Here is a 26,882-nt window from a genome sequence, read left to right as displayed (position 1 = left end):
CAACGCTAGTCGGCAGCCGAAAGCGCCGGCCTGATCGCAGCTTTGGTCGCGCGTGGCCCCCAGCGCGTCAGCACCACGCTGGAGCACGACAGCAGGCCGAGCACGACCATCGAGCTCGCGGCCAGCCAGAAAAAGCTTTGCGCGCTGGCGTCGTGCGTCGACAGCCACCAGCCGACGCCTGCGATGTAGATCAGCCGTGCCGTCTGCGCCAGCACCGGCCCGATCACCTTGGCCGCGCCTTGCGAGGAGAAATACATTGTCGTGGCAAGTCCAAAAAACGCGTAGAACGGCCCGACCGTCGAGAGATATTGATGGCTTGCCGCGCGCACGGCCACGCTGTCGGTGAAGATGTTGACCCAGAGATCTGGGAAGATCGCAACGAGGCACGCCGGCGCGCCGACCGCGGCGAAAGCGGCAGCACTGGCGATCCAGGCGATGCGCCGGGCCCGCGCGATGCGGCCGGCGCCGATCGCCATGCCGACCATCGGCACACAGGCGATGCCGAACGAGAAAGCGATCGAGGTCAGCAGGAATTCGAGCCGCGCGCCGATGCCGTAACCGGCGAGGATCGCGGTGCCGAACTTCGCCAGCATGTGGGTGAAGATCGAGATCGTCAGCACCGATTGCAGCGGCGAGAAGCAGGCGATGGCGCCGACCTTCAGGATGTCGAAGAACATCGCCCGTTGGATACGAAGGCCTCGAAGCTTCGGCGCGACCCGCGCGCGGCCGGAGAACAGGTACCAGCCCATGATGCAGATGTTCATGGTGTAGGCAATCAGCGCGCCGGCCGCGACGCCGCGCATGCCGAGCTGCGGCACCGGGCCAAGCCCGAGGCCGAGCGTGCCGCCGAGCACGATCTGCCAGGCCGCGGAGTTGAGGATCAGGAATGACGGCAGCTTCATGTTGCCGGTGCCGCGCAAGATGCCCGCCATGGTGTTGAGCAGCCAGGGCAGCACAGCGCCGCCGAAAAACACCTGCGTGTAGGCGATCGCATGCGCCAGCACATTGCCGCGGCCGCCGAACATTTCGAGCAGCCTGGGCCCGAAGATCAGCATGCCCAGCATGAAGACGAGACCGAAGCTGATGCCGATCAGCATCGCATGCACGGCGAGCGTGCCGGCACGCTCACGGTCGCCGGCGCCGAGCGCACGTGCGATGGCGGACGCCACAGCGCCGCCCATCGCGCCGCCGGACATCGTCATGGTCAGGATCACTGTCGGAAACACCAGCGCCATCGCCGCCAGCGCCTCGACGCCGAGCCGGCCCACATAGGAGGTCTCGGCAATCACCACGCAGATGCCGGCCGACAGGCCGATCACGTTCGGCCAGGCGAGGGAGAGCAGCGTGCGCAGGATCGGCCCGTCGGTCAGCGCGCTCTTGACCTGCCGCGGAGGCGGCGGCAGCGGGCGCTCGTGATCATCGACCGGAATCTCGGCGATGTCGGACATGTCCTCTCCCGGGCGCGAGCGCCATTTGCGGCGCGGCAATGAACAGGTGTGCCAATCAATTTCTTCGCGCGCAGGGCGCGGCAGGGGCTTGTTAGCACGGCGATTGCCGATTCCTCCTGCGCAGGGCGCAGGCGTGCCTTGCGGGAGCGCATTTCGATGAATGGAATTCGGCTCTCTCGTCTCCCTCTCCCCGTTCTTACGGGGCTTACGGGGAGAGGGAGGGGTGAGGCTCTGTCCGCGCAATCGGTGACGGCTATGCAGGGTGCCCTGCCACGGCGGCCCGGCAATTCCGCATCACGAATTTTGCGCAAGCCTGGCGGCCCGCTCGCGCTCGACGCGTTCGGTGACATCGCGTGCCATGGCGACCGATCCCCGCACTGTGCCATCAGTGTCCCGCACCAGCGCGAAGGTCATCTCGATGTAGAGCTTGCCCCCGCTCTTGTGCAGCGCGCGGGTCAGCGTCGGTTTGCCCGCAAGCTTCATCGTCCCGCTCGCGAGCGCGGCCTCGAAGCCTTTCCAGTGCGCCGCGCGCAGATGTTCGGGAATGATCAGATCGAGGTTCTGGCCGAGCGCTTCATCGGCGGAGAAGCCGAACAGGGCGGTCGATGCGCGATTCCAGCGCATGATCGTGCCGGAGCGATCGGAATAGATCAGCGCGTCCGCGACGTCGTTGAGGATGTTTGCGTCGAGTTGGGATGGATCGGTCATGCCGAGACCTTGTAGCCCTGATGGAGCGAAGCTAATCCGGGATCGCGCCACAAGTGAGGCCTTCTCGGAACGCGCTTGCGCTCGTCCGGGCTACAGGATCGGGCTACACCCGAAAATGCTTCGATAGTTTGAGGCCCTGCGCCTGGTAATTGGAGCCGATGCGCTGGCCGTACATCGCGTCGGGACGCGCCAGCATCTTCTCGTAGACGAGGCGGCCGACGATCTGGCCGTGCTCGAGGATGAACGGCACCTCGCGCGAGCGCACTTCCAGCACGGCGCGCGCTCCTAGCCCGCCCGCACCGGCATAGCCGAAGCCGGGATCGAAGAATCCGGCATAGTGCACGCGGAATTCGCCGACCAGGGGATCGAACGGCACCATCTCCGCGGCGTAGTCGGGCGGCACCTGCACGGCTTCCTTGGAAGCGAGGATGTAGAACTCGCCGGGATCGAGGATCAGGCTGCCATCGGGGCGGGCCGAGATCGGCTCCCAGAAATCTTCCACCGCATAGCCGGAGCGACGGTCGACGTCGACGACGCCGGTGTGGCGCTTGGCGCGGTAGCCGACGAAGCCATTTGCCTTCTCGCCGGACAGATCCACCGAGACCGCAACGCCGCCCGAGAGATCGGCATCGTCGATGTCGACAAGGCGCTCGGCCGCATGCAACGCGTCGAGCTCGTCGGCATTGAGGATGGCGTCGCCGGTGCGGAAGCGGACTTGGGAGAGGCGCGAGCCTTCGCGCACCAGCACGGGAAACGTCTTCGGGCTGATCTCGGCGTAGAGCGGACCGTGATAGCCGGCGCCGATCATGTCGAAGCGGCGGGTGCCGTCGGCGATGACGCGGGTGAAGACGTCGAGGCGGCCGGTCGAGCTCTTCGGGTTCGCCGCCGCGACGATCTCGGGCGGCAGCGCGAGGCTTTCGAGCAGCGGCACGATGTAGACGCAGTTGGTCTCCAGCACCGCGCCGTCAGCGAGGCTGAACTCGTGCAGCTTCAACTCGTCGATACGCTCCGCGACCGTGGCGCCGGGCCCCGGCAGGAAGCTGGCGCGAACGCGATAGGCGATGTCGCCAAGGCGCAGATCGAGGCTTGCCGGCTGGATCTGGCTCTCCACGAAGTCGTATGCGGGCAGGATGAGGCCTTCTTCTGCCATCGCCGCGATCATGCGGTCGGGCAGGATACCATTGGCGTCGGCGGCGACCGTGAACGTCAACCGGAGGTCCTCATCAGGGGTCAAACGCATCCCGAAATGCGGGACATACCAGCCTTTTACGGCTAGCCGATGGACGCCTTGACGGAAAGGGGATTGCGGAATATGAGCATCACTTATCCCGTGGTGATTTGAGCCGGCCGGCTTGCAGCCACGTTAAATAAATCGCTAAACAGGCCGGGGACCTCTGTGATCCCGGCCAGTGGAGATATCCAGGCCGGTTTTTTTGTGACCATTTTCGCCCAATGGTCATGTCGGAGGACCCTATGTCGAAGTCGCCTGCCAACTACCGCCCCGAAACCCGCCTGGTCCATTCCGGGACGCTGCGCTCGCAATATGGTGAGACATCGGAGGCGCTGTTCCTGACGCAAGGCTATGTCTACGCCAGCGCGGAGGAGTGCGAGGCGCGGTTCAAGGGCGAGGATCCCGGCTTCATCTATTCGCGCTACTCCAACCCGACCATCGCGATGTTCGAGCGTCGCATGATCGAGCTCGAAGGCGCCGAGGCCGCGCGTTCGGCGGCGACCGGCATGGCGGCGGTGACGACCGCGATCCTGGCGCCACTGAAGGCCGGCGATCACGTGGTCGCTTCGCGCGCCCTGTTCGGCTCGTGCCTTTATGTCATCCAGGACCTGTTGCCGCGCTACGGCATCGAGACCACGCTGGTCGACGGGCTCGATCTCGACCAGTGGCAGCGCGCATTGAAGCCCAACACCAAGACGTTCTTCCTGGAGAGCCCGACCAACCCGACGCTGGACGTGCTCGACATTCCCGCGATCGCCGAGATCGCGCACAAGGGCGGCGCGCGGCTCGTGGTCGACAACGTGTTCGCGACCCCGATCTGGCAGAGCCCGCTCGCGCTGGGAGCCGACGTCGTCGTCTATTCCGCGACCAAGCATATCGACGGCCAGGGCCGGTGCCTCGGCGGCATCATCCTGTCCTCGGAAGCCTTCATCGCCGAGCACATCCACAATTTCATGCGCCAGACCGGCCCCTCGATATCGCCGTTCAACGCCTGGGTCCTGCTCAAGGGCCTGGAGACGCTGGGCGTGCGCGTGCGCGCGCAGACCGACACGGCGGCGCGTATCGCCGAGGTGCTGGCAAGCCATCCCAAGATCTCGCGGCTGGTCTATCCCGGCCGCGCCGATCATCCGCAGGCGGCGCTGGTGAGAAAGCAGATGCGTGGCGGCTCGACGCTGGTCGGCTTCGAGGTCAAGGGCGGCAAGCAGGCGGCGTTCCGCGTGCTCAACGAGCTGAAGCTTGCGAAGATCTCCAACAATCTCGGCGATGCCAAGAGCCTCGTCACGCATCCGGCGACCACGACGCATCAACGCCTGAAGCCGGAAGACCGCGCCGCGCTCGGCATCAGCGAGGGTTTCATCCGCTTCTCCGCGGGGCTGGAGCATGCGGACGATCTGATCGAGGATTTGACGGCGGCGCTGGAGAAGGCGTGAGGGAAGCGAAGGTCTCGTAGGATGGGCAAAGCGAAGCGTGCCCACCATTCTCGACTACAATGACGAGATGGTGGGCACGGCGCGGTGCGCCTTTGCTCAGCCTACGGCAGCGTGCCTACATCGGCCGGTACGTCCTCACGTCCGCGGGCACGTTCACACCGATCCTGATCTGGCCGACCGAACGAATGATGTCATCGCCGAGCAGCTGGGCGAAGCAGGCGTAGCCCCAATCGTTCATGTGCAGGCCGTCGGCGATCACGAAGCTCTCGACCGGGATCGATTGGTTCTCGTGCCAGTCGCGCATCACCTCGAAGCGCGGGAAGATGCCGACGTGACGGAGCTCGGCGACCTTGCCGAGCAGCTTCACCATCTTGCCGGCGCTCTCCTTACGCTGGTTGATGGCCGGCGAATATTGCGGATCGACCAGCACGATGTCGGCGCCACCGGCGGCCTGAATGCGGCTGATGCCGTCCTCGACTATCTTTGCGGTCTCGGCCGGATCGAGATTGCGCAGCACGGCGTTGGTGCCGACCTGCCAGATCACCAGATCCGGATGCACGTCGATCACCTGCGTCTGCAGGCGTTTCATCATCTCCGGTGCATCCTCGCCGCCGACGCCGGCATTGACGACGGTGATGTCGGCGGTCGGATAATGCCGGCGCAGCTGCGCGGCGAGACGGTTCGGATAATTGAATTCCGGCGAGCTCGCGCCGAATCCCGCGGTCGACGACGAGCCGAACGCGACGATGACGACGGGCTGGCCGGCGACGAGCTTGCTTGCGACATGCGGCAGCGAGCCCATGGCCTTCGAGCCGCCCTTCGGCGGCAGGCAGGGCACGCGGCTGAAGATGTCGGCGGCAGACTTTGCGACCTCCTTCACCTTGTCGATGGCGCGCGACGTGACGCCGCGCTGCTCGGACGACCTTGCGGCGACGGTGGTCTGGGAAGGCGAAGCGGACGCGGGATCAGCCGGCTGCGCGGGTGCGGGTGTCGCCTGTGCGGACTGCGATTGTGCACGTGACTGCGAGGCCGGCGTCAGCAACAACAGCACTGCGGCTGCGGGCGCGGCCAGCCATGACGTCAGGCAAAAAGGGCGGAGAGAACTCATTAACGCTAGACCTCAATTCTGCTGCTGGGCCGGCTCCAGATGAGCGGCGTCGATCACGAATTGTGCCAACGCCCGGCCAAGGCAATCATGGACCTGCTTCGCTAGCTCAGGCCCGTGGGACGGGCTGAACAGGTCGAACTGGCCCTGATCATTCCACTGCCGCATGATCGCGAAACGATCGAACAGCGGGATGTCGTGCTCCTGCGCCACCACGCGCATATTATCGAGAAAAGGCTGCGCCGAGATCATGGTTTCGGTGCGCGGGCTGTACTGCAAATTCATCAAGACGACGTCAGCCCCTGTCTTTTGCAGCGCAACAACCCCGTCGGTCACCGCGCTACGAAATTCATCGGGATCGATGGATCGAATAGCATCCACGGTCCCGGTCTGCCAGATCACCAAAGTAGGCTTTCTTGCTTCCAGCAGCTTAACGAAAGTGGAGGCGGTCTCCTCTGCCGTCTTCTTGCTCTGTATTTCTACGGAGACGTGCACGACCTCGGACGGTGGCAGCTTCTCCTTGAGGATCGCCTCCATGCGCGCCGGGTATGAGCTGCTCTCCGACGACGGAATCGTGGTCGAGCGGCTGCCGATGACCAGGATGTCGAGCGGCTTGCCGGCCTTGACGGCGTCGGCGACCTTGGGCAGCTGGCTTTCGCTGGTCAGCAGATAGGGCGGCAATTCGCAGGCTGCGGGCGCATGGGAAGCGACAGGCGCAGCATCGCCCGCACGCGCCACAGGCGCGGCGAGGCCACCGCATAGCAGGATCAGGCTCAGGAGAACCTTCGCCTTCATCAGCCCCCTCCCGCCAGATCGGCGTTGCCGACGGCGTTTTTGGTTTTCGCACCGCTCTTGTCAGCCACGCGCTTGTACCACGAAATCACCCAGGCCACGCCCCACATGATCAGGATCCCGGAGAGACTAATCAGCGCATGCATGGCTGCGCCGCCGGAGACTTCGGCGAGAATGAAATGGCCGGCGAAGGCCAGGAACACCCCGAGACAGAAGATCTCGAGGGAATGCTGACCACATAGAATCAATGGTCGCAGCCAGCGCGATTTCAAGCCCGGCCAATCCCGGGGCAGGAAGCGCACGGTGAGCGCGGCGAGCGCCAGGAAATGCGTGAAGCGCAGCACGTCGAGGTCGGTCTTGTCGATCGGATACATCCACTGCTCGATACGCTTCGGCATGAACTGTGAGAGCTGCGGCACGTACCAGGTCAGCGTCACGTAGAACGCCGCGACGAGATAGGCGATCGAGATCCACATGGTCACCGGCGAGGCCAGGATACGCGACATGCGGCGCGCACCTCCGAGCGCGCACCATGCACCGAAGACGAAGAGCAATTGCCATGCCAGGGGATTGAAGGCCCAGAAGCCGTTCGGATAGGCCGAGAAGTAGAGGTCGTATTCCCACGTCACGGCATAGAGCACCACCGAGAGGCCGAGCGTGACGTCTGGCTTCCACTTCATCGACCACAGGATCAAGGGTAGCGCCAGCATCAGCACGATATAAAGCGGCAGCACGTCCATGTTGACGGGGCGGAAGCGCAAGAGCAGCGCCTGCACGATGGTGACGTCGGGCTGCTTGAGGAAGTCCATGATGCCCATCTCTTCGGTGTAGAGCGGGTTCTCGAATCTGGTCGCCACGTAGGAGATTTCGGCGAGGAAGATCGTGAACAGGAAGACGTGGGCGACATAGATCTGCCAGACCCGGCGCAGGATGCGCGCGGTGGCGATGACGAATCCGCCCTCCAACATCGCCCTGCCGTAGACGAAGGCAGCGGTATAGCCCGAGATGAAGATGAAGATCTCGGTGGCGTCGCTGAAGCCGTAATTGCGGATGGTGAACCAGGTGAGCAGGCTCGTCGGCAGATGGTCGATGAAGATCAGCCACAGCGCCAGGCCGCGGAACAGATCGAGCCGGAGCTCGCGCTCGCCGACGGCGGGCAGCGTGATGGCCGGCGCGGCGGCGCGCGGCTTGGCCTCTGCGGGTTTGACTTCCGCGGTTCCCGAGATCGTCGATCCCGTCACTTGGTCGGCAATGGTCATCGGGGGCCTAACAACCCTTCCGCAAATCGCGACATTGAAGGAGTTTAATGGTCCGGCTGTCGTCTCGCAAAGCAGCCGGATCACATAAGGGTGTCTCGCTTGGGGAGCGTCCTTCCCCTCGAATTCTGGCGGGACGATGTCGCCAAAGCCAGCCGCGGCGTTTGGTTCCCCGGCCGGATTTCGGTATGATGGCAGCCATGTACCGCGCCGTGACCCGCCAGATCGAAGTGACCGTCGAGCCGAACTTTGTTCCGGAGCAGTCGTCGGCCGACCGCTCGCGCTACTTCTGGTCCTATACCATCGTCATCACCAATTCGGGCGAGGAGACCGTGCAGCTCAAGACGCGGCACTGGATCATCACCGATGCCTCCGGCCGCCAGCAGGAGGTGAAGGGCGAGGGCGTGGTCGGCGAGCAGCCGATCCTGGCCCCCGGCGAGCGCTTCGAATACACCTCCGGCGTGCCGCTCTCGACCGCCTCGGGCTTCATGACCGGCCGCTACCAGATGGTCAGCGAAACCGGCGAGCGGTTCGAGATCGACGTGCCGACATTCTCGCTGGACAGCCCGGACAGCAAGCGGGTTTTGAATTAACGGCGCATCGTTCACCTCGTCCCGGATAAGCTGTCGCGCGGAAGCGCTGCGGCGCCGAGCCGGGACCCCGGGCAACAGGGCGCGGTGCGGCGACATGGGCCCCGGCTCTGCAGCGCACCGCTGAAGGAGCGCTGCGCTGCGTCCGGGGCACGCGAGAGGCGTGTGGTACACGCTCTCCCCTCCTCGTCATTGCGAGGAGCCCTTGCGACGAAGCAATCCTGAATCGCGCCGCGGAAAGATTCTGGATTGCTTCGCTGCGCTCGCAATGACGGAGTGTGAGGTGACAGCGTGTGCGTGGCTGCAGACATGCCTTCGCGTCCTCGCGGCGCAACTCGCCCGAGCTTTGCTTCGTCGCTTCCCCCTCTGAAAGCCAAGAGCAACTGTGGCGAAGTAGCCCGGCGATCGGCCGGCCTCAAGGCTGGCGCTGGCGCGCCCCCGCCTGCGGCGGCTGACGGCCTTGACCCCGTCCGCTCACCGGTCTGTTGGCTTTGCATGCGCTCGGCCGAGGTCCGAGCGCGAGATAGGCGCGCTCGTCAGGCCACCCTGTATTTCTTCGGATCCCACGTCTCGCCGCGCGCGATCATGGTGTTGAGGATGATGATCAGCTTGCGCATGCAGGCGACGATCGCGACCTTTGGCGGCTTGCCCTTGGCAATCAGCCGTTCGTAGAAGGCCTTGAACACCGGATTGTTCAGCGTTGCGGCACCGACACAGGGCATGTAGAGGGCATTTCGCACCCAGCGGCGGCCACCCTTGATGCAGCGTTCACCTCGACGTTTGCCGCTATCGTCGTCATAAGGAGCAACGCCCATCAACGCGGCGGCAACTTCGTCGCTCACCTGCCCCAGCTCCGGTAGTCCTCCAAGCAGCGCCATTGCGGTCCCCTCAGCAAAGCCTGGTACGCTCTGGATGATCTCGGCGCGTTTGGCAAAGTCCGGCGTTGTCTTGATCGTCGCCGCGATCGCGGTCTCGAGCGCGGCGATTTCGTCAGCCAGCTTCTTAAGAAGACGCGCGCGAGCCTTCTGAACAAGGGCCGGCGCCTCATGCTCCTTCTGCATTTCCAGGCGAGCCCTGACGTCAAGCAGGCCTTGGCGTCCCTTCACCAGTGCCTTCATCTCCTCGTGAGCGGGATTGTCGACTTGGCTGGGAGCCTCGCCGAATGTCTCGGCGAACCAGGAGATCATCTCCGCGTCGATCTTGTCATTTTTCGCAAGGCGTCCCGCCGATTCCGCAAAGTGGCGAACCCGTTTGGGATCGACGATCCGTACTTCCAGCCCTGCTTGGCGCAACGCCTTGGCCCATACCCGCTCGTAGCCGCCGCTTGCCTCCATCACTGCCTTGCCGACCTGATGCTTGCGAAGCCATGCAATCAAGCTCCGTCGCCCCGCCGCGGTTGTTGGGCAAGTCTTCCGCTCCGTTACGGTCCGAATGCACGCATCAATCTTGTCTTTAGCGACATCGATGCCGACGACAACCAGATCGTCTTGTGTCATCATCCACTCCCTTCCTTGCCTGGTACGGGCTCGCAGCCCTTGCAACTGTTCGGGTTCAGGAAGACACCGGAGCTGTCCCTTGCTCTTTAGCAGGCTCTGTCGCCTTTGGGCGCAACGGGCTCAGTTCCGGCAACGGGCGGTTCTGATCCAACCGCCCGTTGCCACATTCTGGCAGATTTCGGGGACACAAGGGCGCAGGGAAGACCGCATAGGCGTTAAGGTAGCGCGAGCATCGATTGATACGGACGTTTTCGAGGAGGCTCGCGCAGGTGCCGCCCAAGCGCTCGCTTTCTGCGGCGAAAGCAACGGATGGTTGGTTGTGGAATGATCGCTTGTAGCAAGGATGCAACGAGTTGTTGCAAAACACGCCAAGCGCCAGGTGCCGTCAGGCGGCCTGCGTCCAGCGGGGAGAGTCCTCGAAGTCGCGGGCAAGCGGCTCGAGCAGCAGGATGATCAAGAGGTGTGCCAGCAAGTAGGGCTTGGCGGAGCGCGGATCGGTTCCAGGTGGCGTCTTGAGACCAATCAGACTCTTCAGTCGCTTGAAGCCAAGTTCGATGCGCCATCGCAGTCGATAGAGCGCGAGTACATCCTTGGTGGAGAACTCGTCCCGCGCGAGCGACGTGACCAGAATGACCCAATCCGCGGCTTCCAGAGTTTCTTTGGAGATGACGCGGTTTTCGTCTTGTGCGTCGCGCCGGGCTTTACGGCGCGAAGCCGCGACTGCACCGGCGGGCTTCTTGACTGCGACCAGACGCATAGCCAGAGGCGCACCGTCCTTGCGTTTGATCCAAATCCTCCGATCGATCAGTCCGTGCGCCTTCGGCGCACGCAATTGGGCCATCAGATCGAACGGAAGGCCTTTGGCATCAAGCCAACGTGCGTTCTTCCAGCCCGCTCGGATCAAAACGTCTGCCCCGGCGTCGCGCACAGCGGCGATGCGGTCAGGTTGTAGATAAGCGCGGTCAGCAATGCGGATCTCGTTCTTGACCACCGGTATCCGGTCAAACGTTTCGCCTTCTTGCTGATCTGTCAGCTCGAAGTGACCAAAGCGCTCATATGGCAGATCGAATGCACTATGAACGCGCCAAAGCTCACTGTTCCTGCGCGCAGCCGGTCCTGCCTGAGGCACTGTCGTCGCATCGATAATGCGGATCAGGCGGCCTCGGCTCGCTTTCGGGGCTGCCGCAGCGAGCAAGCCCTCCACCAGCACTGCAAACCAATCGCCACATTGACGCAGGCGATAGAACAACGCCACGCTGCTGAGGTCGGCAAGGCCAACAGAAGCGGCCCACGCGGCTGTCGATCTCAACCCTCTTTCACCCAGACAATAGGCCAGCATCAGCCGAAGTAACGCCACCGCATCTGGAATTTGGCGCCGCCGCACGAAAGCCTTCGTCTGGCGCGCACTTATTTCAAGCTGCGCAGCCCCGCCGAGCTGCGTAACCACTCTCGCCCAGTCCTCGTTCAGAAGCGATTCGTCTGCCATCCCGCCTTGGAATCACGTGTGATTCCAACACTCAAGAACAAACTTAACGCCTATGGGGAAGACCGGGTGCTGACCTCGCACCCGCGGTCTGCTGCGCGAAAGGATCGCGCAAAAAGACTGCACAGCAGCATACAGGTGGAGCCAATCACTCGGCCTTCCCTGCGCGATGGTCGGACGGCTTATACCGCGCTCTCCTGGGAGCCGAATTCCTTCTGGCCTCCCTCGCGCTCACGGAATTCACCAGCACCGCGCCGGTTGACGCGACTGCCGCCTCCGCAAGAGCTTGACCGTAGCAACGACGGCCAGGACCACACGGTTTTGCCGTACGCACGGTTCGTTGGCGCCACAGGGTTCGACGGCGTTGTGCACGTTGCCACCGAAATGCTGACGCGACGAACCTGACAGCGCCGCTCGTCCGCACGAAGCCTCGGGCTCACGGAGAGCAATCCGCCCTGCCCTTGACATCTCGTACACGACGCTGCTGCGTCCACCGCAAGCCCGGCTCGCGACAATGACGACCTCATGATCGCCCCTCGAGAATGAGCCGGGATGGGCGACACATACGCCAAATCCGAATTTCGGTAAAGCGGAATATCTTTGCGCGACGGGATTGACAGAGGGCGACACAGGCTACGGGCTACGGACGCCGTCTACGCGCCCCCCACGCCCGCCTCGTGCGGCGTGAACTGGTACACCGACGAGCAGAACTCGCAGGTGACGACGACCTTGTCGTCCTTGACCATGGCGGCGCGGTCGTCGGGCGAGAAGCTCTTGAGCATCGAGGCGACCGCATCTCGCGAGCAGGAGCACCGCGCATCGAGAACCTGCGGATTGAACACGCGCACGCCGCGCTCGTGGAAGAGGCGGAACAGCAGCCGCTCGCCCGAGAGCTCGGGATCGATCAGCTCGACGTCCTCGACGGTCTCGATCAGCGAGCGCGCCTCGACCCAAGCGTCGTCCTCAGTGACGCTGTGCGCCTCGGTGCCTTCGGGCGCATCGCCGGGATGCAGATCGGCCTGACGTGCGCGCTCCGGCGCCTTGGGCAGAAACTGCATCAGCATGCCGCCGGCGCGCCAGCGATGCTTGCCGCCGTCGCTACTGCGCCACTCCTCGCCGACCGCGAGGCGCACGCGCGTCGGGATCTGCTCGGAACGCAGGAAATATTCGTGGGCAGCGTCTTCCAGGCTGCCGCCGTCGAGCGCGACCAGCCCCTGGTAACGACTCATGTCGGGGCCCTGGTCGATGGTCATGGCGAGATGGCCGCGGCCGAGCAGCGCGCCGGAATCCTTCGCCGTGCCCAAGCGCGAGGCATCGAAGCGGGCATAGGCGCGCAGATGGTCCGGCGACTTGTAGTCCACCACCAGGAACGACACCGGGCCGTCGGTCTGGGCCTGAAGAATGAAGCGGCCCTCGAATTTGAGCGCCGAGCCGAGCAGCGTCGTCAGCACGATGGCCTCGCCGAGCAGCTTGCCGACCGGCGCCGGATAGTCGTGCTTGGTGAGAATGTCGTCCAGCGTCGGACCAAGCCGCACCAGACGCCCGCGCACGTCGAGCGCGTCGACCTCGTAAGGCAGCACGGCGTCGTCGATTGGAACCGCCGATGGTGCGCGAACCGGGCCTTCAGGCCCGGTTTTAATGTCAGGGGATTGGGAAACCATGGCGCTTTATCTGGGGTCAGAGAGTGGGAAATGGAAGGGGGGTGAAGCGCCCCAAACTCAGTGTCGTCCCGGGCAAGCGCAAGCGCAGATCCGGCATCCATAACCACAGGATTGGATGATAGCGCGAGCCGAGAACTCCGAGTCCTCGCGGATCGGGGCTCCGCTCTAGACAACGCTGCGCGTCGTCGGGCGCTGCGCTTGTCCGGGACGACGAATAGTATTTGCGGCCGGCGAAACGCCAACCCCCGCTACTTCACCGCGTCGAAGCACCAGGCCAGAATGCCTTTCTGCGCGTGCAGGCGGTTTTCGGCCTCGTCGAACACGACCGATTGCGGGCCATCGATCACCTCGTCGGTGACCTCCTCGCCGCGATGGGCGGGCAGGCAGTGCATGAACAGCGCGTCGGGCTTGGCGAGCGACATCAGCTTGGCATTGACCTGGTAGGGCTTGAGAACGTTGTGGCGGTGCTCACCCTCCTTGTCGCCCATCGACACCCAGGTGTCGGTGACGACGCAATCGGCGCCGCGCACCGCGGCTTCCGGATCGTTGCCGAGCACGATCGGCGCGCCAGTCGCCTTGATCCAGTCGCGCATCGCCTTTTTCGGCGCGAGCTCCGGAGGCGTTGCGACGTTGAGCTGGAATTTGAAACGCTCGGCGGCATGGGCCCAGGACGCCAGCACGTTGTTGTCGTCGCCGGTCCAGGCCACGGTCTTGCCCTCGATCGGGCCGCGATGCTCCTCATAAGTCATGAGGTCGGCCATCACCTGGCACGGATGCGAGCGCCGCGTCAGGCCGTTGATGACGGGCACGGTGGCGTTGGCCGCAAGCTCCAGCAGCGCATCGTGATTGAGGATGCGGATCATGATGGCGTCGACATAGCGCGACAGCACGCGCGCGGTGTCGGCGATGGTCTCGCCGCGGCCGAGCTGCATCTCGGCGCCGGTGAGCATGATCGCCTCGCCGCCGAGCTGGCGCATGCCGACGTCGAACGAGACGCGGGTGCGGGTCGAGGGACGCTCGAAAATCATCGCCAGCGTCTTGCCTTCGAGCGGTCTCACCGGCTGATGCGCCTTCTGCTTCGCCTTCATGGCGGAAGAGGCGGCGAGCATGCTCTTGAGCTCCGACAGCGGCAGCTCGTTGATATCCAGAAAGTGCTTCGGCGACTTGCTCATCAACTTGCCACCCGCTTGGTCTGACTGGACGAGATCGCAGCGCAGGCGCGCTCCAACCGTCCGACGCTGTCCTCGATCTCCGCCTCGGTGACGATCAAGGGTGGCAGGAAGCGCACGACATTGTCGCCAGCCCCGACCGTGAGCAGTTTTTCGCCGCGCAGCGCTGCGACGAGATCGCCCGAGGGCACCACGGCCTTGATGCCGATCAGGAGGCCCTCGCCGCGCACCTCGCTGACGACATCGGGATGACGGTCGATCACGGAGGCGAGCTTCTGCTTGAGCAGCAGCGACATCTTCTGCACGTGGTCGAAGAAGCCGGGCTTGAGCATGACGTCGAGCACGGCGTTCGCAGCCGAGATCGCGAGCGGATTGCCGCCGAAGGTCGAGCCGTGCGAGCCGGGCCCCATGCCAGCGGCCGCCTCCGCGGTCGCCAGCACCGCGCCGATCGGGAAGCCGCCGCCGAGCGCCTTGGCGAGCGACATCACGTCGGGCGTGACGCCGGTGCGCCGATAGGCGAAGAGATCGCCGGTGCGGCCCATGCCGGTCTGCACCTCATCGAAGGCGAGCAATATGCCGTGCTCGTTGCAGAGCTCGCGCAGCGCCTTCAGAAAGCCGGGAGGCGCAGAACGAACGCCACCCTCGCCCTGGATCGGCTCGATCAGGATGCCGGCGGTGTGCGGGCCGATCGCCTTCCTCACGGCGTCGAGGTCGCCATGTGGCACTTGGTCGAACCCGTCCATCGGCGGACCGAAGCCCTCGAGATATTTTGCAGATCCGGTGGCGGCGAGCGTCGCCAGCGTGCGGCCGTGGAAGGCGCCCTCGAAGGTGATGATGCGGTAGCGATCCGGATGTCCGTCGGAGAAGTGATGATGGCGCACCAGCTTGATCACGCCTTCCAGTGCCTCGGCGCCGGAATTGCAGAAGAACACGAAGTCCGCGAAGCTTTCCTTGCACAGACGCGCCGCGAGCTTCTCGCCGTCCGGGCTCTGGAACAGGTTCGACATGTGCCAGAGCTTCGTCGCCTGCTCCTGCAACGCCTTGACCAGCGCGGGATGGACATGGCCGAGCGCATTCACCGCCACGCCCGAGGTGAAATCGAGATAGCGGTCGCCATTGGCCGCGATCAGCCAGCAGCCTTCGCCGCGCTCGAAACCGAGGTCGGCCCTGGCGAAAACGGGAAGCAAATGCGGCGCGGCGCTGTCAGTCATGACGTCACTTGAATGTTGCGGACGGTGTGAGACGTGCATTGCGCAACGCACCATCGACCGGCCCCGGAAAACGAAACGTGCCGCCTTTTAAGGGCGGCACGTGAGACTATCTTATGCCTGGCAAGACGGGTGTCAATGCCGCCCGGAAAGCCTCGCGAAACGCTGAATCCGTAGTCTTGCGGTGCCGATTTTGCGGGGTTTTCACCACGGAACATGTGGAAGCGAGTCGGCGGACTCTTGCGCGGGAGTCACGCCATATTGTAGCGTTTGGACTGTCAGATACGACATCTCGTGCAGCGGTTCTGATCCCAAGAGTCCTCATGTACCGGCGTAAACGTTCGGGCGTCCTTGAGCGCGCCCGGCGAGCCTTAAGGGATTCGGGCGGCACGGGTTTTTCAAGGCTTTAGGCATTCGCTGCGAAGGCCAGAGGTTGGCAGGCGCGCAGCGAGGGAAAGGGTGCAATGACGGTTTTGACCTGGTCCGATGATCGCGTCGAGCAGCTGAAAAAGCTCTGGGAGGCCGGACTTTCGGCCAGCCAGATCGCGGCGGAGCTCGGCAATGTGACCCGCAATGCCGTGATCGGCAAAGTGCATCGGCTCGGTCTGTCCGGCCGCGCCAAGAGCCCTTCATCGGCAGCGCCCCGGCCGCGCAAGGCACGGCCCGCGCAGCACATGATGCGGGTGACCCGCCCCGTCGCACGCGGCAACACCGCGCTGGCGCAGGCCTTCGAGGTCGAGGTGGAGGCCGAACCTGTCACCTACGACAACGTGGTGCCGATGAGCCAGCGGCTGTCGCTGCTGGAATTGAACGAGGCGACCTGCCACTGGCCGGTCGGCGATCCCTCGAGCCCGGATTTCTTCTTCTGCGGCGGCAAGGCGCTCTCCGGCCTGCCCTACTGCGCGCAGCATTCGCGCGTGGCCTATCAACCCACAGCGGATCGCCGCCGCGCGCCGGCGAAGCCGGGCACGCGGTGAGTTTGTTGATCTAGCTGATTGCAAAGACGGCGCCGTCACACGCTGACGGCTCAACATACCCGAAGTCGTCCCGGCAAGCGCGCCACAAGCGCGCGCAGATCCGGGACCAATAGCCACCGCAAGACGTGGTTACGGGGACTCCGAGTTACCCTTTCGCAAAACAATCACGTCCTGTCGTTATGGGTCCCGAATCTGCGCGCGCCTGTCCGGGACGACACTGAGGCTATGGCAGCAGCCCGCTAAAGCAACGCCAGCAAACCTTACGTCTGCTCTGCCTTCGCGAAACGATCGTCCAGCGCATAGCCGGCGCCGCGAACGGTGCGGATCGGGTCCTGCTCGCGGCCTAGATTGAGCAGCTTGCGCAGGCGGCCGATATGGACGTCGACGGTGCGCTCGTCGATGTAGATGTCGCGGCCCCAGACACTGTCGAGCAGCTGCTCGCGCGAGAACACGCGGCCGGGATGCTCCAGGAAGAACTCCAAGAGGCGATATTCGGTCGGGCCGAGATCGATCGGCCGGCCCGAACGCGCTACGCGGCGCTTGTCGCGATCGAGCTCGATATCGCCATAGGCGAGCACGGTGGCGAGCCGCTCGGGGCTCGCGCGCCGCAAGAGGCCCTTCACGCGCGCGAGCAGCTCCGGCACCGAGAACGGCTTGACGATGTAGTCGTCGGCACCGGTCGCAAGTCCACGCACCCGCTCGCTTTCCTCGCCGCGCGCCGTGAGCATGATGATCGGCAGCTGCTTGGTCTCGGGACGGGTACGAAGCCGCCGGCACAGCTCGATGCCTGACAGGCCCGGCAGCATCCAGTCGAGCACGATCAGATCGGGAATGTGCTCCTTGAGGCGGGTGTCGGCGTCATCGCCGCGCATCACCGTCTCGACGTCATAGCCGTCGCCTTCGAGGTTGTAGCGGAGAAGCTCGGTGAGAGCTTCCTCGTCCTCAACCACCATAATGCGTGCGCCCATGTTGTCGTCGCTCCCTTAGGTATTCGGCACCGTCGTGGCGAAGGTCGTCATGTCGCCCTTCGGCCGCTTGTCGGTGATCGCCTGGCCCTCGATCATGTAGAACACGGTCTCGGCGATGTTGGTGGCGTGATCGCCGATCCGCTCGATGTTCTTGGCGCAGAACATCAGGTGGATGCAGAACGAGATGTTGCGCGGGTCCTCCATCATATAGGTGAGGAGTTCGCGGAACAGCGAGGTGCAGATGGCGTCGACCTCCTCGTCGCCCTTCCACACCGCCATCGCCGCCGGCAGATCGTGCGCGGCATAGGCGTCCAGCACCGACTTGACCTGCTGCTGCACGAGATCGGTCATGTGTTCCAGGCCGCGGAACAGCTTGAGCGGATGGAAATCCGTCTCCAGCGCGGCGACGCGCTTGCCCATGTTCTTGGCGAGGTCGCCGATGCGCTCCAGATCGGTCGCGACGCGCATGGCGCCGACGATCTCGCGCAGATCCACCGCCATCGGCTGGCGGCGGGCGATGGTGAGCACGGCGCGCTCCTCGATGCGTTTCTGCAGCGCGTCGAGCTCGGCATCGGTGGTGACGACGCGCTGCCCGAGCGTGACGTCGCGACGGATCAGCGCGTCGACGGAATCGACGATCATGCGCTCGGCGATGCCGCCCATCTCGGCGACCAGGCGGGTGAGCTCCTGGAGGTCGGTGTCGAAGGCCTTTGCGGTATGTTCAGAACCCATGTTCCGTCTCCTCAGCCGAACCGGCCGGTAATGTAATCCTGCGTGCGCCGGTCGCTCGGCGACGTGAATATCTTGCTGGTGTCGTCGAACTCGATCAACTCGCCGAGATACATGAAGGCGGTCTTGTCGGAGACACGCGCCGCCTGCTGCATGTTGTGGGTGACGATCGCGATCGTGTAGTTCTCGGACAGTTCCTGGATCAGCTCCTCGACCTTGGCGGTCGAGATCGGGTCGAGCGCCGAGCAGGGCTCGTCGAACAGGATCACCTCGGGCCGCACTGCGACTGTGCGGGCGATGCAGAGGCGCTGCTGCTGGCCGCCGGAGAGCGACAGGCCGGAGGCATTGAGCTTGTCCTTGACCTCGTTCCACAGCGCGCCGCCGCGCAGCGCCTTCTCGACGCGGTCATCCATCTCAGACTTCGAGATCTTCTCATACAGACGAATGCCGAAGGCGATGTTCTCGTAGATCGTCATCGGGAAGGGTGTCGGCTTCTGGAACACCATGCCGACCCGCGCCCGCAGCAGGTTGAGATCCAGCTTGGGGTCGAGGATGTTGGTGTGGTCGAGCAGCAGCTGGCCGGTGGCGCGCTGGCCCGGATAGAGATCGTACATCCTGTTGAAGATGCGCAGCAGGGTCGACTTGCCGCACCCAGACGGGCCGATGAACGCCGTGACACGGTTGGTGCCGAGCGCCAGGTTGATGTTCTTCAGCGCGTGGTGCTCGCCGTAGTAGAAATTCAGGTTGCGCGCGGTGACCTTGGCGGGCGCCTCGGGCAGCAGCTGCGAGCCGGGATGAACGGTCGGCGCGCTCACGGAAACAGACATTTCACTCATTTTGCAGTCCTCTCGGCGCCGATGATGCGCGCGCCAATGTTCAGGGCAAGCACGGTCAGGGTGATCAGCAGCGCGCCGCTCCAGGCGAGCTGCTTCCAGTAGGCGTAGGGGCTCTGCACGAAGTTGTTGATGGTGACCGGCAGGTTGGCCATCGTCTTGTTCAGGCCAAGGCTGAAGAACTGGTTCGACAGCGCAGTGAACAACAGCGGCGCGGTCTCGCCGGCGACGCGGGCCGTGGCGAGCAGCACGCCGGTGATGAGGCCGGAGCGCGCGGCGCGATAGGCGATCCGCTTGATCACCAGCGAGCGCGGCAGGCCCAGTGCGCTGGCGGCTTCGCGCAGCGGGTTCGGCACCAGCAGCAACATGTCTTCCGTGGTTCGCACCACGACCGGGATCACGATGACGGCGAGCGCGAGGCTGCCTGCGATCGCCGAGAAGCCGCGCATCGGCACCACCACCGCGCCGTAGATGAACAGGCCGATGATGATCGAGGGCGCCGACAAGAGGATGTCGTTGATGAAGCGGATGACCGAGGTCAGCTTGTCGTTGCGGCCGTATTCGGCAAGATAGGTGCCGGCGAACAGGCCGAGCGGCGCGCCGATGCCGACGCCGAGCACGGTCATGATCAGCGAGCCGACGATGGCGTTGAGCAGGCCGCCCTCGGTCGAGCCCGGCGGCGGCGTATTCTCGGTGAAGACCTGCAGGTTCAGGCCGGCCAGACCGTTGTAGAGCAGCGTGATCAGGATCAGCGCGAGCCAGGTGACACCGAAGGCGGCGGCGCCGATGCAGAGCCCGCGGATGACGATGTCCTTGCGGCGGCGGCGTGAATAGATCGGATTCATGTCACTTCCCCGCCTTCTTTTCCAGACGCAGCAGCATCAGCCGCGCGGCCGCGAGCACGAAGAACGTCAGCACGAACAGGAGCAAGCCGAGCAGGATCAGGCCGGACTGATGCAGGCCGTCGCTCTCGGCGAACTCGGAGGCGATCGCTGCCGAGATCGTGGTGCCCGGGGCGAAGATCGACGAGGAGATCCGGAACGAGTTGCCGATGATGAAGGTCACCGCCATGGTCTCGCCGAGCGCGCGGCCCAGCGCCAGCATGACGCCGCCGATGATGCCGACGCGGGTGTAGGGGATCACGACGCTGCGGACGACTTCCCAGGTGGTGCAGCCGACGCCATAGGCGGCTTCCTTCAAGACCGGCGGCACAGTCTTGAACACGTCGACCGAGATCGAGGTGATGAAAGGCAGCACCATGATGGCGAGGATCAGCGCGGCGTTGAACAGGCTGAGATAGGACGGAGGACCTGCGAAGATCGCGCCCAGCACGGGAACACCGTCGAACACCCGGATCATGAAGGGCTGGAAGGTGTTGGCCAGGAACGGGCCCAGCACGAAGAAGCCCCACATGCCGTAGATGATCGAGGGAATGCCGGCGAGCAGCTCGACCGCCATGCCGATCGGGCGGCGCAGCCATTGCGGGCAGAGCTCGGTGAGGAAGATGGCAATGCCGAGACCGACGGGAATCGCGATCAGCATCGCGATGAAGGAGGTGACGAGCGTACCGTACATCGGCCCGAGCGCGCCGAGCACGGGCGGATCGGCCGACGGCGCCCAGCGCTGCGTCCACAGGAAGGAGATGCCGTATTCCTTCATCGCCGGGAACGCACCGACGATCAGCGAGATGATGATGCCGCCGAGGATCAGCAGCACCGAGATGGCGGACAACCGCGTGATCCAGTAGAAGGTGACGTCGCCGAGCTTGAACGCGCTCAAGGCCTTGGCGCGGTCATACGGTCCGGCGTCGTCGATTACATCGCTCTGAACGGCCATCTCTGCCACGCCGATCCCCTGTACCAAAGAATACACGTTTTATTGGGTCTCGTGCCCCGGACGCGGTGCGAAGTGCCGCGCCGCGTCCAGGGCCCAGTTCTTGTGGGTCCCGGCTCTGCGGAGCAGCACTTGCGTGCTGCACCGCGTCCGGGACGCGAGAGGAGAGCCTCAGCTCTTGATCTCGGCAGCCCAGGTCTTCTCGATCAGCTGGACGACGCTGTCCGGCATCGGGATGTAGTCGAGCTCCTCGGCCGCCTTGTCGCCGTTCTTGAACGCCCAGCGGAAGAACTTGATGGCTTCCTGCGAGGCCGCCTTGTCGGTGGCTTCCTTGTGCATGAGGATGAAGGTCGCTGCGGTGATCGGCCAGGACTTGTCGCCGGGCTGATCGGTCAGGATGACGTAGTAGCCGGGCGCCTTGGCCCAGTCGGCGTTGGAGGCGGCCGCCTGGAAGGCTTCGACGGTCGGCTGCACCGGCTTGCCGGCCTTGTTGACGAGACCGGTGTAGGTCAGCTTGTTCTGCTTGGCATAGGCATACTCGACATAGCCGATCGAGTTCTTGGTCTGGCTGATGTTGCCCGACACGCCTTCGTTGCCTTTGGCGCCGACGCCGACCGGCCACTCGACCGCGGTGCCCTCGCCGACCTTGCTCTTCCAATCCGCGCTGGCCTTGGAGAGATAGTTGGTGAAGTTGAAGGTGGTGCCCGAGCCGTCCGAGCGGCGGACCACGGTGATCGGCTCCGACGGCAGCTTCACGTTCGGATTGAGCTTCTTGATCGCGGCGTCGTCCCACTTGGTGATCTTGCCGAGATAGATATTGGCCAGGATTTCGCCATCGAACACCATCTCGCCGGGCTTCACGCCCTCGATGTTGACGACGGGAACGATGGCGCCCATCACCATCGGCCACTGGACGAGGCCGTCCTTCTCGAGCTGCTCGGCCTTGAGCGGCGCGTCGCTGGCGCCGAAGGTCACGGTCTTGGCCTGGATCTGCTTGATGCCGCCGCCCGAGCCGATCGACTGGTAGTTCAGACCGTTGCCGGTCTCTTTTTTGTAGGCGTCAGCCCATTTCGAATAGATCGGGAACGGGAACGTCGCGCCGGCACCGGTGATATCGGCCGCAAAGGCTGCCGTCGTCGATGCGGCGACCAAGCCGGCAGCGACGACCGTTTTGAGGAAATTCATGCTGGTCTCCATACAGGGGAGCGAAGCGCCATCCGCGCCCGATCGCGCTCCCCGCACCGCCCCTTTAGGAACGGTCGGCTGTGCTTTTACGAAGGTTTCGTGACAGTTGGATGACACAATCAAGCGTTTGAAATCGCTAGAATTTCAGGCCTGCACCGAAGTCCTAGCCTGGGGAAAACAGGCCGTGAAAGTGGCGCCCTGCCTGGGCACGCTTTCGATCAGAAGCCGGCCGCGGTGGCGGTTAAGAATATGTTTCACCAGCGATAATCCGAGCCCGGTGCCGCCTTGCGAGCGGCTGTCGCCGACGTCGACCCGGTAGAAGCGCTCGGTCAACCGCGGCAGGTGCTCCGGCGCAATGCCCGGGCCGAAATCGCGGACCATGACGCGGATTTCCTGACCTCCGTCAGCGGCCGCGCTTGATGTCAGCGACACGATGACGCGTCCGCCCGAGGCCCCGTATTTGAGCGCGTTCTCGATCAGGTTCTCGAACAGGCGGAGTAGCTCCTCGCGGTCGCCCGCGATCATCACCGGCGGCTCCGGCAGATGGATCTCGACCTCGACCTGGCGCTCACGTGCCAGCGGCTCGAGCCCGTCGGCGACCTGGCGGATGATCGGCACGAGATCGACCAGGGTGTCGGGGCGGACATGGGCCGACAACTCGACCCGCGACAACGACAGGAGATCGTCGATCAAGCGCGCCATGCGGGTGGCCTGGTTGTGCATGATGCCGAGGAAGCGTTCCCGCGCCTTCGGATCGTCCTTGGCCTGGCCCTGCAGCGTGTCGATGAAGCCCGACAGCGCGGCTAGCGGCGTGCGCAGCTCGTGGCTGGCATTGGCGACGAAGTCGGCGCGCATTTCCTCGACCCGGCGCAGCGGCGTCTGATCGTGGAAGGTCATCAGCATGCACTTGTCGGCGCCCCCGAAGCTGGTCGGCACTGGCACCGGCGTGATCATGAGCTCCATCCATCGATCGACCGGAACATGGTCGAGATAGGTCGCGCGCCGCGGCTCCGTGGTCGCGATCGCCTCGCGCAGCGCCGTGATGATCTCCGGCGAGCGCAGCGCGAACTGGGCGAGCTCGTTCCGGCGCAGCGCCGGCGCGAGCTGGGCGGCGGCGGCGTTGAGGTGGATGACGCGGCCGGCGCGGTCGAGCAGCACCGCCGGATCGGGCATGCCGGCGACCACGGCGGCCACCGCCGCGCTCTCGACCGGGTTGATGCGGCTGACGTCGTCGCGGGAAGCGGCAGGATCGTGCAGCCGCCACGGGATCAGGGCAGCCGCCGCGATGCAGAGGAACACGATTGCGGCGTGCAGCGCCGACAATTCGCCGAGCGAGACCACGACGGACAGCGCCAGCGCCGCGGCGATCAGGATGATGGTCGAGTGCCGCAGCCGATCGGACCAGGGCTGGGCGGAGGGAGAAGATGGGGCATCGATCGCCACGGGACGGGCTTCTCCTGGAGGACTTGTCCTAAGGACTTGGCACCGTTCAGGCGCCGCTGTCGCTGCGCTCTCTCACATAGGCGGCTTCAGGCGCCGGGCCGGGGTCCAGCTTGAGCGCCGCCTGTTGCAGGCGCTTCGATCGCGCGCCGATGATAACTTCTCGAAACGTCAGCAAGATTACAGATAAGACGAAGGGAGACAGATAATAGAGGACGCGGAACAACAGCATGCCGCCGAGCAGCTCCTCCCGGTCCATCTGCCAGAGGCCGACCAGCATGGCGGCATCGAACACGCCGAGGCCGCCGGGCGAATGGCTGGCGAAGCCGAGCAGGGTCGCCGAGACGAAGATCACCGCGACCACGACGAAACCGAGATTGGGCTCGTCCGGGACCAGCACGTACATCGCCAGCGCGCAGAAACCGAGATCGACGATGCCGATCACGATCTGGAGCAGCGTCAGCGGCCCGCCCGGCAGCACCACGGTCCACGGGCCGCGGCCGACCACCCGCGGCTGGGTCCAGACCCAGACCACGTAGCCGACCAGGGCGACGATGATCATCAGCGCCAGCGTCCGGTTCAGCCAGGGCGGCAGCTGGTCGATCGAGGCGGCGGCCTCCGGATGGTAGGAGATGCCGAGGCCGAGCACGGCGGCATTGCCCAGCCAGAAGGTCAGGCCGGCGAGGAAGCAGATTTTTGCGACGTCGATCGCGTTCAGCCCATAGGCCGAATAGATGCGGTAGCGCACCGCGCCGCCGGTGAAGACGGACGCGCCGACATTGTGGCCGATCGAATAGCTGGTGAAGGCCGCGAGCGCGTTGATGCGATAGGGCACATGGGCATGGCCGATCGCGCGCACCGCGAACAGGTCGTAGAAGGTCAGGGTGAAATAGCCCGCGGCGACGAACAGCGCCGCCATCGCGATCTGCCTCGGCTCGGTGCTCTTGATCGCCTCGAGGACCTCGTTGAAATCGATGCCCCTCAGCATGTGATAGAGCACATAGCAAGCGATACCGATGACCGCGATGCTGATCACAACTCCAAGCTTATGCAGGATTTGCTTCTGGCGCAGAAACGTCATCGCCCTGCGTATGGGTTCCAGCATCTAGACCTCGAACAACGCTTCAGCGGCCAGGACGGCCGGAGAACAGGCGAACGACGCACAGGCACGCGGCGGCCCTTCACCGCCGGCTCCGGCATCGCGCATGCCCCCTCCCCCTCCACTAGCGCGTTTTCGGGCGAAGTGGAATTCGCCAATTCGAACAAAAACACGTGCCTTCAATATTTTAGGCAGGGTTACGGCTCCTGGGGCACGGCTTGGCGCTTTCGGCGGCAAGGCTCGACGCGAATCTCCATGGCAATCTTGCGCAGACGCCATGAAGTTTTGATGATTTCGGCCGCGCAATGTTCCGTCACGAGTTAAGCCGACGTCAATCTATGGGGCACGCCCGCCCGCTGAAGAGGATGATCGACGCGGCTGGTCACGTCAGGGTGCACGGCAACATCACGGAGTGGCCGGCGGCACGGTGCGCGAGACCACCCGGTCGCGCAACCAGGCGCCGATGGTGCAGCCGACGAGGTAGCAGGCGAACAAGACCAGCCCGAGATCGAGCCAGTAGCCGAAACGGCCGGGGACCACATGGGTGAATGAGGCAGCGACCAGGCCCGCAACCAGCGCCGCGAGCCAGCGCGCCGTCACCTTCGAGGTGCCGTTGCCGCGCTGGACCACCGAGATCCAGCCCATGCAAAAGCCCAGCAGCAGCGAGCCGATCAGCCAGCCCAGATGGAACGAGACGAGATAAGGCATCGTCACCTCACCAGAAATTCGATGCGGCGGTTCTGCGCCTTGCCTTCATCGGTGTCGTTGCCGGCGACGGGCTGCGTGCTGCCATGGCCGACCGCGGTGAAGCGGCTGGCGGGCAGGCCGGCCTTGACCAGATAATCGATCACCGCCTGCGCGCGCTTTTCCGAGAGCGCCTGGTTGAAGGAGTCCTCGCCGTCGGCGTCGGTGTGTCCGACGACCTCGATATTGGTGGTGGGGCAGCGCAGCGCGGTCTCGATGAGACGATCGAGGATGCCGGCCGAGTCAGGATCGATCTCCGCGCGCTTGGTCGCGAAGCGGATCTTGCCCTTGGTCAGGAGTTCCGAGAACAATTGCTGGCACACGGTGCCGTCGACAGGGCCTGCCGCCGGCTTCACGGTGATCTCCGGCTTGTACTGCCAGTTTTTCGGGAAGTCCTTGCCGAGGCCTGCGCGGATGTCGTTGGCGGCTCCTTCGTAGAGCGCATCGCCCGACAGCTTCACCTCGCGGTCGGAGACGACGAGCGTGCCGGTCGACAGCCGCGACAGCGCGCCGAGCGCTGCGACGACTGCCGTGCTGAAGGCGCCGGGTGCGCCGATGCTGGCCTTGAGATTGTCGACGACCTTCTCGGTGAAGAACTTTCGCGACGCGCTGGTGGCGATCGCCGCGTGGACGTTGTTGTCCGGAACGTAGCCGGTCAGCGTCACCGTCGCTGCCACCGGATCCTTGTAGGCCTGGAAGATATAGGGCGGCGCCTTGATCTCGTTGGCGGCAATCGAAAAACCCTCCGGCAGGTTCTTCAGCGCCGCTGCGATCGATTCGCGGCCGCCGAGCTCGCGCGCCATGCCCGACAGATTGACCTTGGTGTCCGTGATCGTGATCTTGCCGTCCTTGAGCTTGCCGATCTGATCCAGCAACAGCATCGCGGCGGCCTCGAACCGAGGCGGCGCGCCGCGGGCCAGCCCCATCTGGTCGGCCACCTCGACGCCGCCGACCTCCTTGCGGGCAGCCTCGGTCAGCCGCGCCTTCATCGACGGCAAGGGCGCGGAGCCCGACAGCGTCACCCGCACCACGTCGCGCTCGGCGTTCCAGACGAAGGGCTTGGCCTCGGGAACAAGGCGCGTCCGGTCGTCGACCAGCCGCACGCCCGGGACGGTTTCGACCGCCATCACGGCGTCGCGGCGACCCTCCTCGGAAAAGGCATCCGCGGCAAGGCTGACGTCGCGGCCATCGACCGCGATCCGGGTCTTGTCCAGAACGGTATCCTTCAGCGCAGCCGAACTGCGGGCCGAAAGATCGGCCTCGACCGGTAAGGTATTATTCCAGGCCGCAAATCCCCACATGACGGCCAGGGGGATCAGCCCCGGCCACCATTTGCTGGCCCAACTGAAAAGCTTCTGCATTCGACGACCCGAACTCTGGAAACGGAGACAAAACAAACCCTTGGCAGGCTGTCAAACCGGAAATGGTGCCGTACCGAAGGCCCCGGCCGGACAATCGGAATAACTTTTTCTTCAAGGGTTCTTCCGTAAGTTGAAA

General features: G+C 64.5%; 24 protein-coding genes and 1 riboswitch. Of the genes, 3 read left to right on the top strand and 21 right to left on the bottom strand.

Annotated elements, in window-relative coordinates:
• Window positions 1-5: 5 nt before the first annotated feature.
• The 3 genes from P6U28_RS34230 to P6U28_RS34220 form a co-directional block, all read right to left on the bottom strand.
• Complete coding sequence (locus P6U28_RS34230) at window positions 6-1,448, bottom strand: MATE family efflux transporter (RefSeq protein ID WP_407120626.1); 1,443 nt, start codon at window positions 1,446-1,448, stop codon at window positions 6-8.
• A 294-nt stretch (window positions 1,449-1,742) separates the two neighbouring features.
• Window positions 1,743-2,156: a PAS domain S-box protein gene (locus P6U28_RS34225; protein ID WP_129146289.1), complete on the bottom strand. Its 414-nt coding sequence runs from the start codon at window positions 2,154-2,156 to the stop codon at window positions 1,743-1,745.
• Window positions 2,157-2,259: 103 nt separating this feature from the next.
• Complete coding sequence (locus P6U28_RS34220; RefSeq protein ID WP_129146290.1) at window positions 2,260-3,396, bottom strand: 2'-deoxycytidine 5'-triphosphate deaminase; 1,137 nt, start codon at window positions 3,394-3,396, stop codon at window positions 2,260-2,262.
• A gap of 80 nt (window positions 3,397-3,476) precedes the next feature.
• Window positions 3,477-3,556, top strand: a riboswitch (SAM riboswitch).
• 73 nt (window positions 3,557-3,629) lie between these two features.
• Between P6U28_RS34220 and P6U28_RS34215 the strand changes: the two genes are divergently transcribed.
• Window positions 3,630-4,817 (top strand): O-succinylhomoserine sulfhydrylase, encoded by a 1,188-nt coding sequence (locus P6U28_RS34215; protein WP_162500500.1) that lies wholly within the window; start codon window positions 3,630-3,632, stop codon window positions 4,815-4,817.
• Window positions 4,818-4,932: 115 nt separating this feature from the next.
• On the opposite strand, the gene P6U28_RS34210 is transcribed toward P6U28_RS34215, so the two are convergent.
• The 3 genes from P6U28_RS34210 to P6U28_RS34200 are packed head-to-tail and all read right to left on the bottom strand — an operon-like array spanning window position 4,933 to window position 7,973.
• Complete coding sequence (locus P6U28_RS34210; RefSeq protein ID WP_122406074.1) at window positions 4,933-5,925, bottom strand: SGNH/GDSL hydrolase family protein; 993 nt, start codon at window positions 5,923-5,925, stop codon at window positions 4,933-4,935.
• A 12-nt stretch (window positions 5,926-5,937) separates the two neighbouring features.
• The gene (locus P6U28_RS34205) at window positions 5,938-6,717 is read right to left on the bottom strand and encodes an SGNH/GDSL hydrolase family protein (RefSeq protein WP_122406075.1); all 780 of its coding nucleotides are present in this window, start codon (window positions 6,715-6,717) and stop codon (window positions 5,938-5,940) included.
• Window positions 6,717-7,973 (bottom strand): OpgC domain-containing protein, encoded by a 1,257-nt coding sequence (locus P6U28_RS34200; protein ID WP_122406076.1) that lies wholly within the window; start codon window positions 7,971-7,973, stop codon window positions 6,717-6,719. Before P6U28_RS34200 ends, P6U28_RS34205 begins: the two co-directional genes overlap by 1 nt.
• Window positions 7,974-8,170: 197 nt before the next feature.
• Between P6U28_RS34200 and apaG the strand changes: the two genes are divergently transcribed.
• Window positions 8,171-8,563: a Co2+/Mg2+ efflux protein ApaG gene (gene apaG / locus P6U28_RS34195; RefSeq protein ID WP_025033430.1), complete on the top strand. Its 393-nt coding sequence runs from the start codon at window positions 8,171-8,173 to the stop codon at window positions 8,561-8,563.
• Window positions 8,564-9,096: 533 nt separating this feature from the next.
• Here the strand turns inward: apaG and P6U28_RS34190 are convergent.
• From P6U28_RS34190 to P6U28_RS34170, 5 genes are all read right to left on the bottom strand, one after another.
• Window positions 9,097-10,056, bottom strand: a complete 960-nt coding sequence (locus P6U28_RS34190; protein ID WP_122406484.1) for an IS110 family transposase — start codon at window positions 10,054-10,056, stop codon at window positions 9,097-9,099.
• A gap of 385 nt (window positions 10,057-10,441) precedes the next feature.
• Window positions 10,442-11,542: an IS4 family transposase gene (locus P6U28_RS34185; RefSeq protein WP_407120625.1), complete on the bottom strand. Its 1,101-nt coding sequence runs from the start codon at window positions 11,540-11,542 to the stop codon at window positions 10,442-10,444.
• Between the two features lie 650 nt (window positions 11,543-12,192).
• Entirely contained in the window at window positions 12,193-13,200 is a 1,008-nt protein-coding gene (locus tag P6U28_RS34180) for an Hsp33 family molecular chaperone (RefSeq protein WP_129145932.1), read from the bottom strand.
• Window positions 13,201-13,448: 248 nt separating this feature from the next.
• Window positions 13,449-14,372: an ornithine carbamoyltransferase gene (gene argF / locus P6U28_RS34175; RefSeq protein WP_122406080.1), complete on the bottom strand. Its 924-nt coding sequence runs from the start codon at window positions 14,370-14,372 to the stop codon at window positions 13,449-13,451.
• Entirely contained in the window at window positions 14,372-15,580 is a 1,209-nt protein-coding gene (locus tag P6U28_RS34170) for an aspartate aminotransferase family protein (RefSeq protein WP_407120624.1), read from the bottom strand. Before P6U28_RS34170 ends, argF begins: the two co-directional genes overlap by 1 nt.
• Before the next feature lie 461 nt (window positions 15,581-16,041).
• On the opposite strand from P6U28_RS34170, the gene P6U28_RS34165 reads away from it, so the two are divergent.
• Window positions 16,042-16,554 carry a GcrA family cell cycle regulator gene (locus P6U28_RS34165; protein WP_122406082.1) on the top strand — a complete coding sequence of 171 codons (513 nt, stop codon included), beginning with the start codon at window positions 16,042-16,044 and terminating at the stop codon, window positions 16,552-16,554.
• Window positions 16,555-16,814: 260 nt separating this feature from the next.
• Here P6U28_RS34165 and phoB read toward each other — a convergent pair whose 3' ends face one another.
• The 10 genes from phoB to P6U28_RS34115 form a co-directional block, all read right to left on the bottom strand.
• The gene (gene phoB, locus P6U28_RS34160; RefSeq protein ID WP_008143479.1) at window positions 16,815-17,522 is read right to left on the bottom strand and encodes a phosphate regulon transcriptional regulator PhoB; all 708 of its coding nucleotides are present in this window, start codon (window positions 17,520-17,522) and stop codon (window positions 16,815-16,817) included.
• Between the two features lie 15 nt (window positions 17,523-17,537).
• The gene (gene phoU / locus P6U28_RS34155; RefSeq protein WP_122406083.1) at window positions 17,538-18,254 is read right to left on the bottom strand and encodes a phosphate signaling complex protein PhoU; all 717 of its coding nucleotides are present in this window, start codon (window positions 18,252-18,254) and stop codon (window positions 17,538-17,540) included.
• A gap of 11 nt (window positions 18,255-18,265) precedes the next feature.
• Window positions 18,266-19,087 carry a phosphate ABC transporter ATP-binding protein PstB gene (pstB, locus tag P6U28_RS34150; RefSeq protein ID WP_122406084.1) on the bottom strand — a complete coding sequence of 274 codons (822 nt, stop codon included), beginning with the start codon at window positions 19,085-19,087 and terminating at the stop codon, window positions 18,266-18,268.
• The gene (pstA, locus tag P6U28_RS34145) at window positions 19,084-19,929 is read right to left on the bottom strand and encodes a phosphate ABC transporter permease PstA (protein WP_129145930.1); all 846 of its coding nucleotides are present in this window, start codon (window positions 19,927-19,929) and stop codon (window positions 19,084-19,086) included. Before pstA ends, pstB begins: the two co-directional genes overlap by 4 nt.
• Window position 19,930: 1 nt before the next feature.
• Window positions 19,931-20,920, bottom strand: a complete 990-nt coding sequence (gene pstC / locus P6U28_RS34140; protein ID WP_164937228.1) for a phosphate ABC transporter permease subunit PstC — start codon at window positions 20,918-20,920, stop codon at window positions 19,931-19,933.
• A gap of 168 nt (window positions 20,921-21,088) precedes the next feature.
• On the bottom strand, window positions 21,089-22,102 hold the full coding sequence (gene pstS, locus P6U28_RS34135) for a phosphate ABC transporter substrate-binding protein PstS (protein WP_129145928.1): 1,014 nt from the start codon (window positions 22,100-22,102) through the stop codon (window positions 21,089-21,091).
• Window positions 22,103-22,246: 144 nt separating this feature from the next.
• Complete coding sequence (locus P6U28_RS34130; protein ID WP_122406087.1) at window positions 22,247-23,545, bottom strand: ATP-binding protein; 1,299 nt, start codon at window positions 23,543-23,545, stop codon at window positions 22,247-22,249.
• Window positions 23,546-23,591: 46 nt separating this feature from the next.
• Entirely contained in the window at window positions 23,592-24,647 is a 1,056-nt protein-coding gene (locus P6U28_RS34125; RefSeq protein ID WP_122406088.1) for a lysylphosphatidylglycerol synthase domain-containing protein, read from the bottom strand.
• A 399-nt stretch (window positions 24,648-25,046) separates the two neighbouring features.
• A complete protein-coding gene (locus P6U28_RS34120; protein ID WP_162500501.1) occupies window positions 25,047-25,349 on the bottom strand; it encodes a hypothetical protein in 303 nt (100 codons plus the stop codon).
• Between the two features lie 2 nt (window positions 25,350-25,351).
• Complete coding sequence (locus P6U28_RS34115; protein WP_129145927.1) at window positions 25,352-26,746, bottom strand: OmpA family protein; 1,395 nt, start codon at window positions 26,744-26,746, stop codon at window positions 25,352-25,354.
• Between the last annotated feature and the right edge of the window lie 136 nt (window positions 26,747-26,882).

The sequence above is a fragment of the Bradyrhizobium sp. STM 3561 genome (genome assembly GCF_045571455.1).
GTDB lineage: Bacteria > Pseudomonadota > Alphaproteobacteria > Rhizobiales > Xanthobacteraceae > Bradyrhizobium > Bradyrhizobium vignae.
Note: the sequence above shows the minus strand (reverse complement) of the source record. Positions and strands in the feature narration are given on the sequence as shown.

Bases quoted from the DNA above. Each gene is read 5' to 3' on its own strand.
- P6U28_RS34230 (WP_407120626.1), bottom strand. From the start codon at position 1,448: ATGTCCGACATCGCCGAGATTCCGGTCGATGATCACGAGCGCCCGCTG.
- P6U28_RS34225 (WP_129146289.1), bottom strand. From the start codon at position 2,156: ATGACCGATCCATCCCAACTCGACGCAAACATCCTCAACGACGTCGCG.
- P6U28_RS34220 (WP_129146290.1), bottom strand. From the start codon at position 3,396: ATGCGTTTGACCCCTGATGAGGACCTCCGGTTGACGTTCACGGTCGCC.
- P6U28_RS34215 (WP_162500500.1), top strand. From the start codon at position 3,630: ATGTCGAAGTCGCCTGCCAACTACCGCCCCGAAACCCGCCTGGTCCAT.
- P6U28_RS34210 (WP_122406074.1), bottom strand. From the start codon at position 5,925: ATGAGTTCTCTCCGCCCTTTTTGCCTGACGTCATGGCTGGCCGCGCCC.
- P6U28_RS34205 (WP_122406075.1), bottom strand. From the start codon at position 6,717: ATGAAGGCGAAGGTTCTCCTGAGCCTGATCCTGCTATGCGGTGGCCTC.
- P6U28_RS34200 (WP_122406076.1), bottom strand. From the start codon at position 7,973: ATGACCATTGCCGACCAAGTGACGGGATCGACGATCTCGGGAACCGCG.
- apaG (WP_025033430.1), top strand. From the start codon at position 8,171: ATGTACCGCGCCGTGACCCGCCAGATCGAAGTGACCGTCGAGCCGAAC.
- P6U28_RS34190 (WP_122406484.1), bottom strand. From the start codon at position 10,056: ATGACACAAGACGATCTGGTTGTCGTCGGCATCGATGTCGCTAAAGAC.
- P6U28_RS34185 (WP_407120625.1), bottom strand. From the start codon at position 11,542: ATGGCAGACGAATCGCTTCTGAACGAGGACTGGGCGAGAGTGGTTACG.
- P6U28_RS34180 (WP_129145932.1), bottom strand. From the start codon at position 13,200: ATGGTTTCCCAATCCCCTGACATTAAAACCGGGCCTGAAGGCCCGGTT.
- argF (WP_122406080.1), bottom strand. From the start codon at position 14,372: ATGAGCAAGTCGCCGAAGCACTTTCTGGATATCAACGAGCTGCCGCTG.
- P6U28_RS34170 (WP_407120624.1), bottom strand. From the start codon at position 15,580: ATGACTGACAGCGCCGCGCCGCATTTGCTTCCCGTTTTCGCCAGGGCC.
- P6U28_RS34165 (WP_122406082.1), top strand. From the start codon at position 16,042: ATGACGGTTTTGACCTGGTCCGATGATCGCGTCGAGCAGCTGAAAAAG.
- phoB (WP_008143479.1), bottom strand. From the start codon at position 17,522: ATGGGCGCACGCATTATGGTGGTTGAGGACGAGGAAGCTCTCACCGAG.
- phoU (WP_122406083.1), bottom strand. From the start codon at position 18,254: ATGGGTTCTGAACATACCGCAAAGGCCTTCGACACCGACCTCCAGGAG.
- pstB (WP_122406084.1), bottom strand. From the start codon at position 19,087: ATGAGTGAAATGTCTGTTTCCGTGAGCGCGCCGACCGTTCATCCCGGC.
- pstA (WP_129145930.1), bottom strand. From the start codon at position 19,929: ATGAATCCGATCTATTCACGCCGCCGCCGCAAGGACATCGTCATCCGC.
- pstC (WP_164937228.1), bottom strand. From the start codon at position 20,920: ATGGCCGTTCAGAGCGATGTAATCGACGACGCCGGACCGTATGACCGC.
- pstS (WP_129145928.1), bottom strand. From the start codon at position 22,102: ATGAATTTCCTCAAAACGGTCGTCGCTGCCGGCTTGGTCGCCGCATCG.
- P6U28_RS34125 (WP_122406088.1), bottom strand. From the start codon at position 24,647: ATGCTGGAACCCATACGCAGGGCGATGACGTTTCTGCGCCAGAAGCAA.
- P6U28_RS34120 (WP_162500501.1), bottom strand. From the start codon at position 25,349: ATGCCTTATCTCGTCTCGTTCCATCTGGGCTGGCTGATCGGCTCGCTG.
- P6U28_RS34115 (WP_129145927.1), bottom strand. From the start codon at position 26,746: ATGCAGAAGCTTTTCAGTTGGGCCAGCAAATGGTGGCCGGGGCTGATC.